This is a genomic window from Clostridium sp. BIOML-A1, from assembly GCF_009874105.1.
In the GTDB taxonomy this organism is placed as follows: domain Bacteria; phylum Bacillota; class Clostridia; order Lachnospirales; family Lachnospiraceae; genus Coprococcus.
The window spans coordinates 265169-280755 of sequence record NZ_WWTL01000004.1 but is presented as its reverse complement, the minus strand read 5'-3'; the positions used below and the strand labels follow the sequence as shown (position 1 = coordinate 280755).

Sequence of the window (15587 nt, the reverse complement as noted above, 5' to 3'; positions counted from 1 at the left end):
GAAAAGTGTTTGTTCTATGAGAGAATTTGGAGAGGCTTCCATAGAATCTAAGAGGATAACAAATAAATTAGAAAGAGTCTGTGATATACAGACAGGGGTAAACAAAACATGGAAAAGAAACGTAATACTTTTTCCGGCTCGCTTGGATTTGTTCTGGCGGCCGCGGGAAGCGCAGTAGGACTTGGAAATATCTGGCGTTTCCCATATCTTGCAGCAAAGGATGGCGGTGGACTGTTCCTGGTTATATACTTGATCCTTGCACTGACATTTGGATATACACTTTTGGTGACAGAAGTATCAATCGGTCGGAAGACCAAGCAGAGTCCGCTTACCGCTTATAAGAAGCTGAATAAGAAATGGGGATTTCTGGGAATCATTGCCAGTCTGGTTCCGGTTATTATTTTCCCATATTACATAACGATCGGTGGCTGGGTTGTCAAATATTTCCTCGCATTTTTAACCGGTAAGGGTACAGAGGCAGCGCAGGACGGTTATTTTACAGGCTTTATTACATCAGATATCGAACCCGTCATTTTGATGTTGATATTTCTTGCTGTTACGGCATTTATCGTATTTCGTGGTGTTAATAAAGGAATTGAATCTTTTTCCAAGATCATCATGCCGTTACTGATCATTCTGGTTATAGGAATCGCAATCTTCTCCATAACGATCAAAAAGACCGGAGATGATGGGATTGTCAGAACCGGTGTAGAAGGTTTGAAATTATATCTGATTCCGAATCTGGACGGACTTACTGTGAAAAGCTTCTTTACGGTATTATTGGATGCAATGGGACAGTTATTCTTCAGTCTGTCTGTTGCCATGGGTATTATGATTGCTTATGGTTCTTATGTAAAAGATGATGCAGCTCTTAATAAATCAGTTGGACAGATTGAGATTTTTGATACGGTTGTAGCATTCCTTGCGGGTGTTATGATCATTCCTGCTGTATATGTATTCTCAGGAACAGAGGGAATGGCACAGGGTCCAAGTTTGATGTTCGTATCACTTCCGAAAGTATTTGCCCAGATGGGTAAGGTGGGAAATGTGATCGGTTGTCTGTTCTTCGCAATGGTATTATTTGCGGCATTTACCAGTGCAGTGTCTGTCATGGAAGCAATCGTGGCAAGTATCATGGATGAATTCCATACAAGCAGAACAAAGGCCGGTATTATTGAGTTGATCGTTGCGATCATTGTTGGAACGATCGTATGTCTTGGATATAACAAGCTGTACTTTGAAGTAAAGCTTCCAAACGGATCGATCGCACAGATCCTTGATATCATGGATTACATCAGTAATAACATTATGATGCCGATCGTAGCAATCGGAACCTGTATCCTGATCGGATGGATCTCCAAACCGCAGACGGTTATCGAAGAAGTGCAGAAGAACGGAGAAAAATTCAGCAGAAAAGGTATGTATGTGGTTATGGTGAAATTCATAACACCGATCCTGTTGTTTATCCTGTTCTTAAAGTCGATAGGTTTATTGACATTTATTTAAAGCTGTAAAATAAAATATAAATAATTTGTCAGCAATATTAAGTTTTCAAATGAATATTATCTAATATAGACCGATCGTCGGAAGCCGGATATTAAATCTTGCATCGACGGTCGGTTTTGCAATATGAAATATATTGAAGAATCTGTGGCAGACAGACCTCAAATGATAGAAAAATACAGATAAGAAAAAAACAGGTCATGGCATAAATAACAGTATTCCGCTATAATAAGGAAACAGAGGAGAGATGATTCATATAATAAATGGAAATAATTTATGGAGCGTGAATATATATGATATTAAGTTTAATTGTTGGTCTGGGACTGCCGCTTCTTGGAACGACGGCAGGAGCAGCCTGTGTATTTTTTATGAAGAAACAGATGAATCTGTTATTGCAGAAAGCATTGTCCGGATTTGCGGCGGGTGTTATGGTGGCTGCATCTATCTGGAGCCTGCTGATCCCGGCGATGGAGCAGTCGGAAGCAATGGGGAAGTTTGCATTTCTTCCGGCAACTATCGGTTTCTGGCTGGGAATTATATTTTTATTACTGATCGATACTCTGATGCCACATTTACATATTGACAGTAAGGAGGCAGAGGGGGTCAAGAGCAATTTCAAACGTACGACTATGATGGTATTTGCGATCATCATACATAATATTCCGGAAGGAATGGCAGTCGGTGTTGTCTATGCCGGATGGATCAGTGGCAACACGAACATTACGTTGACGGCGGCACTTGCATTATCCATCGGTATTGCGATCCAGAATCTTCCGGAGGGAGCGATCGTGTCAATGCCGCTTTGTTCGGAAGATTGCAGTAAACCGAAAGCATTTGGCTATGGATTCTTTTCCGGTATCGTAGAGCCGATCGCAGCGCTGCTTACGATCGCACTTTCTTCGATCATGGTGCCGGTGCTTCCGTATTTTCTGGGATTTGCGGCAGGAGCTATGCTATATGTTGTAGTTGAGGAATTGATACCGGAGATGGCAGAGGGTGAGCATACGAATCTTGGTACGATCATGTTTGCGGTAGGATTTTCATTGATGATGGTGCTTGATGTAGCACTTGGATAAGAGAACAGTCAGAACGTGAAAATGCAGGATATGGTTATTGTAAAAGGATAACTATATGCTGCATTTTTATGATTTGTATAACTATATAACTGCATTTTTATGGCAGTTGATATTTTCTGAGTGTTCCACTATACTATTATTAAGTATAGCTTGAAACATAACAAAGGTCTGCTCACGGATATATTGATTTTATAGAACGCACGAGGCAGACCGGATGATTGTACAGGAAGAAGAATTATATAGCAGAAGAAAAGAGGCAGATACAAGTGTATGATGTAAAATCATTAAAAGCAGAAGAATTTATTTCAGATGAAGAGATCAGAGAGACATTGACATATGCCGATGCGAATAAAGATAACGTACAGATCGTTGATGAGATCCTTGCAAAAGCCAGACTAAAAAAGGGCTTGACGCACAGAGAAGCGTCCGTGCTGCTGGCCTGTGAGATGCCGGATAAGATCTGGGAGATGTATGATCTGGCAAGGGAGATCAAGGAAGATTATTACGGGAATCGTATCGTGTTATTTGCGCCGCTGTATTTGTCCAATTATTGTGTGAATGGATGCGTTTACTGTCCATACCACAGCAAGAATAAACATATTGCAAGAAAGAAGCTGACACAGGAGGATATCGTAAGAGAGGTTACCGCACTTCAGGATATGGGACACAAGCGTCTGGCGATCGAAGCCGGTGAAGATCCTGTGAATAATCCGATCGAATATATTCTGGAATGTATTAATACAATCTACAGTATCAAACATAAGAACGGCGCAATCCGCCGTGTCAATGTCAATATAGCAGCGACAACAGTTGAGAATTATACGAAGTTAAAGGATGCAGGCATCGGAACCTATATCCTGTTTCAGGAGACTTATCATAAGGAAAGCTATCTGAAATTACATCCGACAGGTCCGAAGCATGATTACGATTACCACACCGAAGCCATGGATCGTGCCATGGAAGGCGGTATCGATGATGTAGGACTTGGTGTACTGTTCGGACTGGAAATGTACCGGTATGAATTTGCAGGTTTACTGATGCATGCAGAGCATCTGGAAGCGGTTCATGGGGTAGGTCCGCATACGATCAGTGTTCCGAGGATCAAACGTGCAGATGATATCGACCCGGATGTATTCGATAACGGAATCAGTGACGATACATTTGCAAAGATCTGCGCACTGATCCGTATCGCAGTACCATATACAGGAATGATCATATCTACCAGAGAGAGTCAGGCAGTTCGTGAGAAAGTGTTGCCGCTTGGTGTTTCACAGATCAGCGGAGGTTCAAGAACAAGTGTAGGTGGATATGATATCCCGGAGACATCAGAAGATATCACATCGGCACAGTTTGATGTCAGTGATACAAGAACGCTGGATCAGGTTGTGAATTGGCTGATGAAGATGGATTATATACCAAGTTTCTGTACAGCATGTTACAGAGCAGGAAGGACCGGAGACCGTTTTATGGCACTCTGTAAGAATATGCAGATCTTAAACTGCTGTCATCCAAATGCCCTTATGACGCTTAAGGAATATCTGGAAGACTATGCAAGTTCTGAGACGAAGCAGATCGGTCTGAAACTGATCGAACGTGAGCTTGCGCGGATTCCGAATGAGAAGGTCAGACAGATCACAGCGGATCATATACATGATATCGCAGAAGGTCAGAGAGACTTCCGTTTTTAACAGATGATCGAAATAAGAGCTCCATACAGATAAAAGAGATTGCAGATAAATGCTGAAGCAGACAGCGTATAACAACAGGGAGGGCAGCACATGGCAGGGTTAAATGAGACACCATCCGGAAATCGACTTCATATCGGAGTATTTGGAAAGACAAACAGTGGAAAATCATCCTTTATCAACCGGTTTTCCGGGCAGAATATATCAATTGTAGCAGATGTTGCAGGAACGACGACCGATCCTGTATATAAAGCGATGGAGGTCTATCCGCTCGGCCCTTGTACACTGATCGATACAGCAGGTTTTAATGATGAAACAGAACTGGGGGAGGAACGCTTAGAGAAGACAAAGCTTGCAGCGGAAAAAACAGATATAGCGATCATATTACTTACAGATACCGATATGGACGAGGAACTTCATTGGTATGAATATTTCAGAGAAAAGAAGACTTCTGTCATATGGGTAATCGGTAAGGCAGATATCCGGAATGATACAGAGAAGATAAATGAAAAGCTGTATCAACAGACGGGACAGCATGCAGTTATAGTCAGTGCCGCGACAGGAGCCGGTATGGATCAGGTAAGAAAAGAGCTTGTGCGGAACCTGCCGGAGCAATATGGTGCTTCTTCGATCCTCGGAGAGCTGGTAACAAAGAGAGATCTGGTTATGCTGGTTATGCCGCAGGATATTCAGGCACCGAAGGGCAGACTGATCCTGCCACAGGTGCAGACACTGAGAGAATTGTTAGATAAAAAATGTCTTGTTATGAGTGTGACAACAGATCAGTATGTTGAAGCTTTATCCCATCTGACGGAAGCACCGAAGCTTATCATAACGGATTCTCAGGTATTTGCCTATGTCTATGAGCATAAGCCGGAAAACTCCATGCTGACATCCTTTTCTGTGTTATTTGCCGCATATAAGGGAGATATCGAATATTATATAGAGGGGGCAAATGCGATAGGAAAGCTGAATGGGGAATCCCATGTGCTGATTGCAGAGTGCTGTACACATGCACCGTTAAAAGAAGATATCGGACGGAAAAAGATTCCTAAGATGCTGCGGAAACGGTATGGAGAAACCATGAAGATCGATATAGTCAGCGGAACGGACTTCCCGGATGATCTGACAGGATATGATCTTATCATACAGTGCGGAGGCTGTATGTTTAACCGCAAATATATTATGTCCAGAATCGACCATGCGAAGGAACAGCAGAAACCGATGACCAATTACGGAGTAACTATCGCATATCTGACGGGGATACTTGATAAGGTTGTCGTACCTCGATTCTAAAAGAGAAATAAAATAGCAAATAAAACAGATTAGTTATAAAAAATAAGATGATAAAATACAGGAGAATAACCATGAAGCATTTAGTAAGGATTGCGTCTGTATCACCAAGAGTTCACCTTGGCAATGTTACAAAGAATTGCGAGGAGATCGAAACAGTCTATAGAACATATGCAGAACAGGTCGATGTTATTGTTACACCGGAGTTGTCGCTGACCGGATATACCTGCGGTGATCTGTTTGTGAATCGTCGTCTGATCGACAGAGCAGAAGAAGGACTGTTACAACTGGCGGAAATGACTGCAGAATACGGTAAAAAGGGTGCAGCACTTGTTGTCGGTGTGCCATATGAAGTAGACGGAGAATTATTTAACTGTGGAGCTTTTTTATGGAACGGGACAGTACTTGCGCTTACACCGAAGGTATATCTGCCGAATTACGGCGAGTTTTACGAGAAGCGTTGGTTCAGTGGAAGACGTGTAGAGAACCGGACAGTTGAGATGGCTGACGGTTCGGAAACCTTATTTGGCAATTCCATTCTGCTCGAGATGACGGATCCGAATCAGCAGGAGGAACATGTTACATTTGGTATGGAGATCTGCGAGGATCTCTGGACACCGATCGCGCCGGGAAGACTGTTGGCACTTCAGGGAGCAGAGATCCTGCTCAATCTGTCGGCATCCAATGAAGTGATCGGAAAGGAACAGTACAGAAGAACACTGACAGGAAGTATGTCATCCTCCTGTATCTGTGGATATGTCTATACATCGGCTGGAGCCTATGAATCAACCTCAGATCTGGTATTTTCCGGCCACAATCTAATGTATGAAAACGGAAAATTATTAGGCGAGATCAAGCCGTTTGAAGATGGTATACTGATCCGTGATTTTAATATGACAAAGATTCGCCATGATCGTCTGGCAAACAAATCCTTTGCGGAGTGCAAACGGAATTTTGATGCTGGAGAATACATGACGGTAACCTGCGAAAAAGTATTTGCAGAGAAAAAAGAAGTATGCGCAAGGGTGTCTATGACCCCATTTGTTCCGTCAAAGAACAGACTTGAACGATGTCGGTCGATTTTTGCGATGCAGGTTGCCGGTCTGCAGAGAAGGATAGAAGCCACGCATGCGTCCTGTATCGTTGTGGGTGTGTCGGGTGGACTGGATTCTACGTTGGCACTTCTGGTATCGGCACAGGCAGTAAAGAACCTCGGACTGCCGCCGGAGACAGTAACCGGTATCACGATGCCGGGATTTGGAACAACGAAACGGACAAAGAGCAATTCAACTACGCTTATGGAGCTGCTTGGATGTGACATCCGGGAGATCAGTATCGTAGATTCTGTCCGTCAGCATTTTGCAGATATCGGACAGGATGAAGCAGTACATGATATTACATATGAGAACTGTCAGGCGAGAGAGCGGACACAGATCCTGATGGATGTAGCGAATAAAGAGGGCGGATTTGTGATCGGAACCGGTGATCTGTCAGAACTTGCACTTGGCTGGTGTACCTATAACGGAGACCACATGAGCATGTATGCGGTGAATACCAGCATCCCGAAGACTCTGGTCCGGACTCTGGTAGATGAAGTTGGACATGATATGGATCGAAATGGATTCCCGGGAATCAAGGATGTGATCGAGGATATCATTGATACGCCTGTAAGCCCTGAACTGCTTCCGCCGAATGCTGACGGAACGATCGCACAGAAGACAGAGGATACTGTCGGATCCTATATCCTGCATGATTTCTTCTTGTATTACACATTGCGTTATGGCATGGAGCCGGAAGAGGTCTATGACCTTTGTAAAGAAGCGGTAAGACAGAGTGTAGAAGCTTCGCAAGATGGGGAAACAGAAGCATATATATTTACAGATGAAGAGATAAAGAAATGGCAGAAGGTATTCTATACCAGATTCTTCCGTCAGCAGTTCAAGCGTAACTGTATGCCGGATGGCGTAAAGGTCGGTACGGTATCGGTAAGCCCAAGAGGGGATCTGAGACTGCCGTCCGAGATAGAATTTGAGGATTTCCTTACTTTTGAATAGAACCGGAATAGAGGCAAATATGAACCGTTACAAACGATAATTAAGATTATTAAAGATTGTTTCAGAGTTGAATTATGATATAGTAGATGGAAATTGCAACCTGAAACTGATCGTACATTCATAACAGGGATATGAATGTCGGTTCATAAAAAAGGAGAGAGATATGAAATTAGAATTACAGGGCATCAAAAAGAGCTTTGATGGCACAGAGATCCTGCATGGGATCAACTTCTCGGTAGAGGGTGGAAGCGCACTCGGACTGCTGGGAAGAAATGGTGCGGGCAAGACCACAACGATCCGGATCATCATGGATGTTTTCCATGCGGATGAGGGGCGGGTCTTATTAGATGGAGAACCCTTTGTCTATCAGCCGGAGCAGGTCGGATACCTGCCGGAGGAACGTGGCTTATACCCGAAACGTCTGATCAGTGAGCAGTTAGTATATCTGGCAAAGCTTCGTGGGATGAATAAGAAGCAGGCGGAAGAGAATATGAGGAAATGGCTGACCCGTCTGGATGTGATCCAGTACGAGAACCGGAAGCTGGATACGTTATCGAAAGGTAATCAGCAGAAGGTACAGCTTGCGGCAACATTGGTAGCAGATCCTGACATCGTGATCTTAGATGAGCCGTTTTCCGGTCTGGATCCCGTGAATTCACAGATCTTAAAGGATGTTATAAATGAACTGATCGCAGATGGAAAGATCGTTATCTTCTCCAGTCACCAGATGAGCTATGTGGAAGAATTCTGTGAAGATATCGTAGTGATCAATCATGGTGAAGTGGCACTGGCAGGGAACCTTGACAAGATTAAGGAAGAATACGGAGAAGGTCACAAAGCAGTTGCGGCTGTCGGAATGGAATCGGAAGAACTGGAACAAGTTCTTCGTGATAAGTTTGCAGATCAGGTACAGGTGATCAGTCATAACAAGCATCATGTTGTGATACAGATCCTGTCGGAACAGGATGAATGGCAGGTGCTCTCCCGTTTTAAAGAGCTGGGAATCAGGCTTAGAAGTTATGGTGTCTATGAGCCTTCCCTGAATGATATATTTGTATCGGCAGTCGGAGATGAGGAGACACCGGAAGAAATAAAAGAAAAAAATAATATCGGAACTTCTTTTTCTGAATTTGAACCAAAGCAGAAAAAGGGTCTGTTTGGAAAGAGAGGTTAAGATATATGAAAAAGATTGGTACAATATTAAAGTTTGAACTGGGTAATTATTTTGGCAGTAAATCCTATCTGATTTCAACGATCTTACTGGCACTTCTTTGTGTAGGCATCATGTTCGCACCGAGAATTAAGGAATCATTTACAAGTGGAAGCCCTTCATCTGATAAAGAGACAGATGCAGAGGACGAATCGGATCAGGAGAATGAATCCGTATATGCATATTATGATGCATCCGGTATTATGGATGAAGGTTTGCTGGCGCAGGTATATCCGGATGTTAAGCTGCAGAAATGTAAGGATGCAGCAGAAGTAGAGTCGCTGGTTAAAAGTGAAGATGCGGAACTTGGTTATGTAGTTTATAGTACGTCAGAATATACATATTATGTTTATAACAAAGGCGTGTTTGATGATTACACCGGTGCCTTTGACAGTTATCTGTCCATGCTTGCTAAGAAACAGTACAGTGAAGCACATGATCTGGATTTTGATGAACTTATGAGTCTTGATTATACAGATATCCAGGCAAAAGAAGTTATCCTCGGTAAGGACAGCACAAGCAATTACTGGTATTGTTATATTCTGGTTATCGTGATCTTCATGCTGATCGTTATGTATGGAATGTCGATTGCAACCGGTGTGGCAAATGAAAAGAGCAACCGCTCGATCGAGATTCTGGTAACGACAACGAACTCCAGAGATATCTTATTCGGAAAGGTATTTGCCGGAACAGTTGCTACGTTCTTTCAGGTAGGGCTTATCATGGCAGCCCTGCTGATCTCATATAACTTTAATAAGGAATACTGGGGCGGATTTATGGGGACCGTATTAAATATCCCATCTGATGTTCTGATCGCATTTGCGGTATTCGGCCTTGGTGGATTCCTGTTCTATGCATTTATGTATGGGGCACTGGGAGCACTGGTATCTAAGATCGAGGATCTGAACAAATCAGCCGGTACGGCACAGATGATCGTAATGATCGTATATTTCGTTGTACTTATGAACCTGACAAATGTCGATGGTCTGGTTATCAAGATTTGCTCTTATCTTCCAATCAGTTCTTACAGTGCAATGTTTGCAAGAGTTGCGATGGGAGATGTAGCAACATGGGAAGTTGTTATATCAGCAATAATTTTATATATATCGGTGATCGGTATGGGTGTTCTGGGAGGTAAGATCTTCCGTAATTCAACACTCCGATATGGTAATCCGATTAAGCTTTCCGGAGCTGTAAAGGAATTAAGACATAAAAAATAAACTCGGTAAAATGACGAAAAATAAATGGATGATAGGGGCTTTTAATATAAAAATGCAGAAATTATATTCGACATCTTTACATTAGAAGCCCACTGTGGCATAATCACTGTTGAGAAAAACGAACGCAGTTGGTACGTTTGTGGGGTGACAGGATATTATAAAAGGTTTGATAACCTAGATTCTATTGATACAGCAGGATGTTAACTGTATTATCTGTTGCCACTGTTTTATAAAAACAGTATCCCGTGTTATTTATTTTACGTGTTATTTATTTTAATAGAAAGGTCAGAGTCCCATAATGAAAGTGATAGATTTTCATTCTCATATTCTTCCCGGTATAGATGATGGAAGTAAGAATGTAGAGACATCGATAGAGATGCTTCGCCGAAGTAAGGCAGCGGGTGTTGACATCATGATCGCAACGCCACATTTTTATGCAGATTGTGACCGTATCGAACGATTTACAGAGAAAAGGCTCGGAGCATATCAGAAGATAGAAGATCAATTGGGTAAAGACACTCCACAGATCTTACTGGGGGCGGAGGTCGCCTTTTTTGAGGGAATGGATCAGGCCGAGAAGATAGATCGGTTGACAATTAACGGTTCGAGGATTATGTTATTAGAGATGCCTTTCCGAATGTGGAGACAGAAGGATATAGATCAGGTAAGAAATCTGATCGAGGAGAGAAAGTTTTCGCTGATCATTGCGCATCTGGAACGTTTTATGAAAACGGCAGGAAATAAAGAATACATAGAAGAACTGATGTCACTTCCGGTAACGATACAGATCAATGCAGAGAGCTTATCGGACTGGAAACAGTCACATACGTTGATAAAGATGTTCAAAAGAGGACAGGCACATATTTTAGGAAGTGATTGCCACGGAATTCATCATCGTCCGCCGAATCTGATGGAGGGACGACAGATCTTGGGAAAAAAAGCAGGCGAAGCCTGTATCAGACGCTTGGATGAATATGGAATGGATTTGCTGCAGCAGATCAAGAATGATAAAATGCAGGAATAACAGCCGAAGGATAAGATTTCAGGTGACAGAGTAATACGGAGGATATCGATTATGTCGAAAAAAGTTGCAATTATAATAAGTGTAGTTTTATTTATGATACTTATTGCATTGATTATATGTGAAAAAGCATTTCCGACAGGTGGATCTGATCTGATAAGCAGTCTGTTTTAAGGGTGGTTTGAGATGTCACGAGTGATTCACAGCAGACAGGAAAAAAGAAAATTATATAAAAAACTGATGATTACCATAGTGGCTGTTGCAGCATTCTGTATCGTATTGGCGATGGTATTTCGTGTAATTGACAGACAGAAGCTTCGGGCACAGCAGGCATATGAAACGGAGCTTGGAGTGGTCACGCTAAATGGTAAGAAATATGTTCCGAAGAAGAATATAGAGACATACCTGTTTATGGGTATAGATTCATATGATAAAGTAGAAAAGGTGACGGATTATGACGGAGGACATCAGAATGATGTACTGATCCTTATGGTTCGTGATATCAGTGCGGGAACATTTAAGACAATGGCGATTAATCGTAATACGATCACAAATGTAAAATCGCTTGATCTGGATAATTCTTATCTCGGAGAAACGGAGATGCAGATTGCATTGGCGCATTCCAGTGGCGACGGACTGGAAGCCAGTTGTGAGAATACGGTAGATGCTGTATCCGAATATCTGCACGGACAGGAAATTGATGGATATGCAGCGGTCAATATGGGTGCTATCGGTACGATCAATCATATGGCCGGTGGAGTAACGGTTACGATCGAAGATGATTTTTCCGAGATCGATCCGGATCTTAAGCAAGGTGAAACAATCTGTCTGACTGATAAACAGGCGGAAGAATTTATTCATGACAGATGGGGCGTTGCTGATGAGACAAATGAGAATCGTATGCATAGACAAGCTGTATATATGACTGAATTAAAAAGGCTCATCAAAGAAAAGTGTCAGCAGAGCAGTACCTATCCGCTAGACCTGTATGAGTCCGTTCAGGACTATATGGTTACCAGCATCAATAAAAGTAAATTTAGCAAGCTTGCGCTTCTGGTTGCAAAGGAAAAGGATGAGGGAGAAGTTTCCGTTGATGGTACAGTTGGAACGGATGAACTTGGATATGCCACATTTGAGCCGAACGAACAGAGCCTGGAAGCGGCAATAGCAGAATTGTTTTACGAAGAATACGAAGAATAAAAAGTAGTTTTACTTTTTACGGAGGAGAATATGAGTACAGAGAACAAGAGAGTATCGGAATCGGATACAGCAAAAGAAGAAAAAAACAACTATATCAGAGTTGTTCAGGCGGAAGAAGACGATAAAGAGATCGATCTGGTCGATCTTGGATATGCATTGATGGATAAGCTCCATTTTATCGTTCTCTCATTTCTGCTCGGAGCAGTTTTGTTAAATGCATGTGCTTATTTTCTGATCAAACCGACATATCAGTCTACAGCAAAGTTGTATGTTGTATCAGCGTCAGAGGATTCTGTTGTTAATCTGTCTGATTTGAATATTGGTACATCTCTTACAAAAGACTACGAAGACCTGATGCTCAGTTATCCGTTATTAGAGCAGGTAATTGCAAAGCTGGATCTTAGTTATGATTATGAACAGCTTGCAGATATGATCACATTAGAGAACCCAACGGATACCCGTGTATTGAAGATTACAGTTACCAGTACAGATCCTGAAGAAGCAATGAACATTGCAAATACACTTGCGGAAATTTCGGTTAAGTATCTGCCTGAGACTATGAGTACCAATGCACCTAATATTGCACAGGTTGCACGAATACCGGATGAGAAAGCAGGACCGAGTTACCTGAAATTCACATTGATCGGAGCTTTGCTCGGAGCATTCCTATATTGTCTGGTTATCATTATCAGATATCTGTTAGATGATACGATCCATACCGCTTCAGATATGGAGAAGTATTTTGGAATCGTTCCGCTGACCTCCATTCCTGAGAGTGATCAGTTCAATCAGGGAGATTCAGCAACAGATAAAGATAAGGCAAAATCCGGTCTGAAAGGAAGAAGCAAATGAAAAAACTCAGTATAGATTTTAATGAAATGCCATATGCAATAGAAGAAGCAATGAACCGACTTAGAATTAATATCAAATTCTGTGGGAAGAATACTAAGAAGCTTCTGATCACAAGCAGTCTTCCGAATGAGGGAAAGAGCACAATCTCCATCAATCTCTGGAAGATGATGGCAGAGGCAGGATTCCCGACCGTATTCCTGGATGTGGATCTCAGAAAGTCTGTGATCAAAGGAAGACACAATATGAAGTCTGAGTCGGAGATCAAGGATCTCGGTTATTACCTGTCGGGACAGGCCGAGTATGAAGATGTTGTATATGAGACAAATATTCCGAATGCATATATTGTTCCGTGCTGCAACCTGTTAGAGAATCCATCTGCACTATTAGAGGATGCCCGGTTTGCGGAGCTTTTAGATAAGCTGGCAGAACAATACAGATATGTTATTATAGATTCACCGCCTCTTGGAAGTGTGGCAGATGCAGCACAGGTTGCATCCCTTTGTGATGGAGCCGTTTTGGTCGTCAGAAGCGGCGAGACATCAAGAAATGTGATTCGCCAGTCCATGCAGCAGTTAGAGCAGGTGAATTGCAGATTATTGGGTGTTATACTAAACCGTGTTGAGGCATCGGGAAGAGCATATAAGAGTTATTACGGAAAGTATGGCAAGGATTATGGCTATGGCTACGGTTATGGCGAAAAAAAATATTCCGGTAAAAAGGAAAAATAAAATGAAAAGCTTGGGTGAATCAACTGGTACGTGGCATACAGTTGTTTTATCATATATGTGTTTGATTCCAACAAAGGATAGTATTTATCAACAATGGGAGAAAACACCTTTATCCAAAATGTGGTAGGAAGGAGAGATAAAACATGAAGAATTTAAAGAAACTGATCGCTATTATCATGGTGATCGCTCTGATGATTCCTTGTACAGCAATGGCTGCAACAGAGTCTCCTAGTAAGGCTTCTTTAAAGGGCAATACAACAATTGTTCTTTCAAAGAAATCCTTTACATTTAATAATAAGTCACAGAAGCCTAGTGTTAAAACAGTGACTTATAAGAACGCAGATGGCAAGACTGTAACATTAAAGGAAGGTACTGATTATACAGTTTCTTTCTCTAAGAAGAGTACAAAGAACGCAGGTACTTATAAAGTAACTATTAAAGGTACAGGTAAGTACAGCGGATCTGTAACATCTTCTTATACAATCAAGAAAGCAAAGCAGAAGAATGTAAAGGTTACAAACAAGTATAAGGCAACAAAGGCTAAGACTTTCAAGAAGAAAGGCAAATCATACACATTCAAAGCAACAGGTGTAAAGGGAAAGGCTAAAGTTACTTATACAGCAAGCAGCAAGAAGATCAAGGTTAAGAATGGCAAGATTACATTATCAAAGGGTATCAAGAAAGGTACTTATAAGGTAACAGTTAAGGTTGCTAAGACTAAGAACTACTCAGCTTATACAAAGACAGTAACAATCAAGGTTAAATAATTTATTTAATCAAAAAAATGCTATAGCATGGGACATCCGGGCCACGAGGGTGTCCTTTTTTTGTTGTTTTGATTTACAATCGGACTGAAATGTTGTATATATAGAGGGACTTATAGATAAAAATTATCAATAAGACGACAGGAGATATACATGAGTAAATACAAAGTAATTGCATTCGATATGGATGGAACATTGCTGAATTCACGGAAACAGATATCAGAACATACTTTGGAAGCAATCAATCGCGCATTTGATGCAGGAAAGGAAGTGATCCTTTCGACCGGAAGATGTGTGGCAGAGCTTCGGGAATATTTTAAGCGGATTCCGAGGCTGCGTTATGTTGTCTGCTCCAGCGGCGCGATCCTGTATGATGTAAAAGAGGAAAAGATCCTGTATTCGAATTCAATCTCTATTGAACTGGCAGAAAAGATTCTGACAGAAAGTAAAAAAGAAGATCTTATGGTGCATCTGCTTGCAATCGAATCCATAGTGCAGAAAAAGGACATACCCCAGATGGAACGCTTTGGGATGGGCGTCTATCGGCCAATGTATGAGAAGGTTACAACACAGGTCGATGATATCTATGAATATTATAAGGAACATCCATTTGAGGTCCCGAAGCTGAATCTGTATCATGCGACAACAGAAGGCAGGGAGAAAACCAGAAAGAGACTTGCCGGACTGGATCTTGTTCTTGCGGATGCAGAGAAGACCGCTTTGGAATGTTCGGCGACAGGAGTTACCAAAGGAACCGGGCTGCTCCGGCTGTGTGAGCACCTGGGTGTTGAACTTGAAGAGACGATCGCGGTCGGTGATGCAGACAACGATCTGAATATATTGGAAACTGCAGGATTAGCGATTGCGGTCGGAAATGCAAATGAACATGTAAAAGCAGTTGCTGCGGTTGTTGTCAATGACTGTGACCATGATGGATGTGCAGAAGCAATTGATAAATATTTATTATAAAGAGTTAAGAGG

General features: G+C 42.0%; 13 protein-coding genes. All 13 read left to right on the top strand.

Going from position 1 to position 15587, the window contains the following annotated elements; all coding sequences use genetic code 11:
* Positions 1 to 108: 108 nt before the first annotated feature.
* The 13 genes from GT641_RS05025 (at position 109) to GT641_RS04965 (ending at position 15575) form a co-directional block, all read left to right on the top strand.
* Positions 109 to 1506, top strand: coding sequence for a sodium-dependent transporter (locus tag GT641_RS05025; RefSeq protein WP_161116961.1), 1398 nt, complete (start codon positions 109 to 111; stop codon positions 1504 to 1506).
* Between the two features lie 290 nt (positions 1507 to 1796).
* On the top strand, positions 1797 to 2579 hold the full coding sequence (locus GT641_RS05020; RefSeq protein WP_161116960.1) for a ZIP family metal transporter: 783 nt from the start codon (positions 1797 to 1799) through the stop codon (positions 2577 to 2579).
* 266 nt (positions 2580 to 2845) lie between these two features.
* The gene (gene hydG, locus GT641_RS05015) at positions 2846 to 4267 is read left to right on the top strand and encodes a [FeFe] hydrogenase H-cluster radical SAM maturase HydG (protein WP_161116959.1); all 1422 of its coding nucleotides are present in this window, start codon (positions 2846 to 2848) and stop codon (positions 4265 to 4267) included.
* Positions 4268 to 4357: 90 nt separating this feature from the next.
* Entirely contained in the window at positions 4358 to 5560 is a 1203-nt protein-coding gene (gene hydF, locus GT641_RS05010) for a [FeFe] hydrogenase H-cluster maturation GTPase HydF (protein WP_161116958.1), read from the top strand.
* Positions 5561 to 5631: 71 nt separating this feature from the next.
* Positions 5632 to 7611, top strand: a complete 1980-nt coding sequence (locus GT641_RS05005; protein WP_165853058.1) for an NAD(+) synthase — start codon at positions 5632 to 5634, stop codon at positions 7609 to 7611.
* Positions 7612 to 7774: 163 nt separating this feature from the next.
* Positions 7775 to 8785, top strand: coding sequence for an ATP-binding cassette domain-containing protein (locus GT641_RS05000; RefSeq protein ID WP_161116957.1), 1011 nt, complete (start codon positions 7775 to 7777; stop codon positions 8783 to 8785).
* 5 nt (positions 8786 to 8790) lie between these two features.
* On the top strand, positions 8791 to 10041 hold the full coding sequence (locus GT641_RS04995; protein WP_161116956.1) for an ABC transporter permease: 1251 nt from the start codon (positions 8791 to 8793) through the stop codon (positions 10039 to 10041).
* Between the two features lie 298 nt (positions 10042 to 10339).
* Positions 10340 to 11065 carry a CpsB/CapC family capsule biosynthesis tyrosine phosphatase gene (locus tag GT641_RS04990; protein ID WP_161116955.1) on the top strand — a complete coding sequence of 242 codons (726 nt, stop codon included), beginning with the start codon at positions 10340 to 10342 and terminating at the stop codon, positions 11063 to 11065.
* Positions 11066 to 11248: 183 nt separating this feature from the next.
* Positions 11249 to 12262: an LCP family protein gene (locus tag GT641_RS04985; protein WP_008401918.1), complete on the top strand. Its 1014-nt coding sequence runs from the start codon at positions 11249 to 11251 to the stop codon at positions 12260 to 12262.
* Between the two features lie 30 nt (positions 12263 to 12292).
* A complete protein-coding gene (locus tag GT641_RS04980; RefSeq protein ID WP_008401917.1) occupies positions 12293 to 13114 on the top strand; it encodes a Wzz/FepE/Etk N-terminal domain-containing protein in 822 nt (273 codons plus the stop codon).
* Positions 13111 to 13842: a CpsD/CapB family tyrosine-protein kinase gene (locus GT641_RS04975; RefSeq protein ID WP_008401916.1), complete on the top strand. Its 732-nt coding sequence runs from the start codon at positions 13111 to 13113 to the stop codon at positions 13840 to 13842. The genes GT641_RS04980 and GT641_RS04975 overlap by 4 nt, the downstream gene beginning before the upstream one ends.
* A 143-nt stretch (positions 13843 to 13985) precedes the next feature.
* Complete coding sequence (locus tag GT641_RS04970) at positions 13986 to 14609, top strand: hypothetical protein (RefSeq protein WP_008401915.1); 624 nt, start codon at positions 13986 to 13988, stop codon at positions 14607 to 14609.
* Positions 14610 to 14759: 150 nt separating this feature from the next.
* Positions 14760 to 15575 carry an HAD family hydrolase gene (locus tag GT641_RS04965; RefSeq protein ID WP_161116954.1) on the top strand — a complete coding sequence of 272 codons (816 nt, stop codon included), beginning with the start codon at positions 14760 to 14762 and terminating at the stop codon, positions 15573 to 15575.
* Positions 15576 to 15587 lie beyond the last annotated feature (12 nt).

Excerpts from the sequence above, each read along its gene's own strand:
- GT641_RS05000 (WP_161116957.1), top strand. The coding sequence starts at position 7,775 with ATGAAATTAGAATTACAGGGCATCAAAAAGAGCTTTGATGGCACAGAG.
- GT641_RS04990 (WP_161116955.1), top strand. The coding sequence starts at position 10,340 with ATGAAAGTGATAGATTTTCATTCTCATATTCTTCCCGGTATAGATGAT.
- GT641_RS04985 (WP_008401918.1), top strand. The coding sequence starts at position 11,249 with ATGTCACGAGTGATTCACAGCAGACAGGAAAAAAGAAAATTATATAAA.
- GT641_RS05025 (WP_161116961.1), top strand. The coding sequence starts at position 109 with ATGGAAAAGAAACGTAATACTTTTTCCGGCTCGCTTGGATTTGTTCTG.
- GT641_RS04980 (WP_008401917.1), top strand. The coding sequence starts at position 12,293 with ATGAGTACAGAGAACAAGAGAGTATCGGAATCGGATACAGCAAAAGAA.
- GT641_RS05020 (WP_161116960.1), top strand. The coding sequence starts at position 1,797 with ATGATATTAAGTTTAATTGTTGGTCTGGGACTGCCGCTTCTTGGAACG.
- GT641_RS04965 (WP_161116954.1), top strand. The coding sequence starts at position 14,760 with ATGAGTAAATACAAAGTAATTGCATTCGATATGGATGGAACATTGCTG.
- GT641_RS04970 (WP_008401915.1), top strand. The coding sequence starts at position 13,986 with ATGAAGAATTTAAAGAAACTGATCGCTATTATCATGGTGATCGCTCTG.
- GT641_RS04975 (WP_008401916.1), top strand. The coding sequence starts at position 13,111 with ATGAAAAAACTCAGTATAGATTTTAATGAAATGCCATATGCAATAGAA.
- GT641_RS05005 (WP_165853058.1), top strand. The coding sequence starts at position 5,632 with ATGAAGCATTTAGTAAGGATTGCGTCTGTATCACCAAGAGTTCACCTT.
- hydF (WP_161116958.1), top strand. The coding sequence starts at position 4,358 with ATGGCAGGGTTAAATGAGACACCATCCGGAAATCGACTTCATATCGGA.
- GT641_RS04995 (WP_161116956.1), top strand. The coding sequence starts at position 8,791 with ATGAAAAAGATTGGTACAATATTAAAGTTTGAACTGGGTAATTATTTT.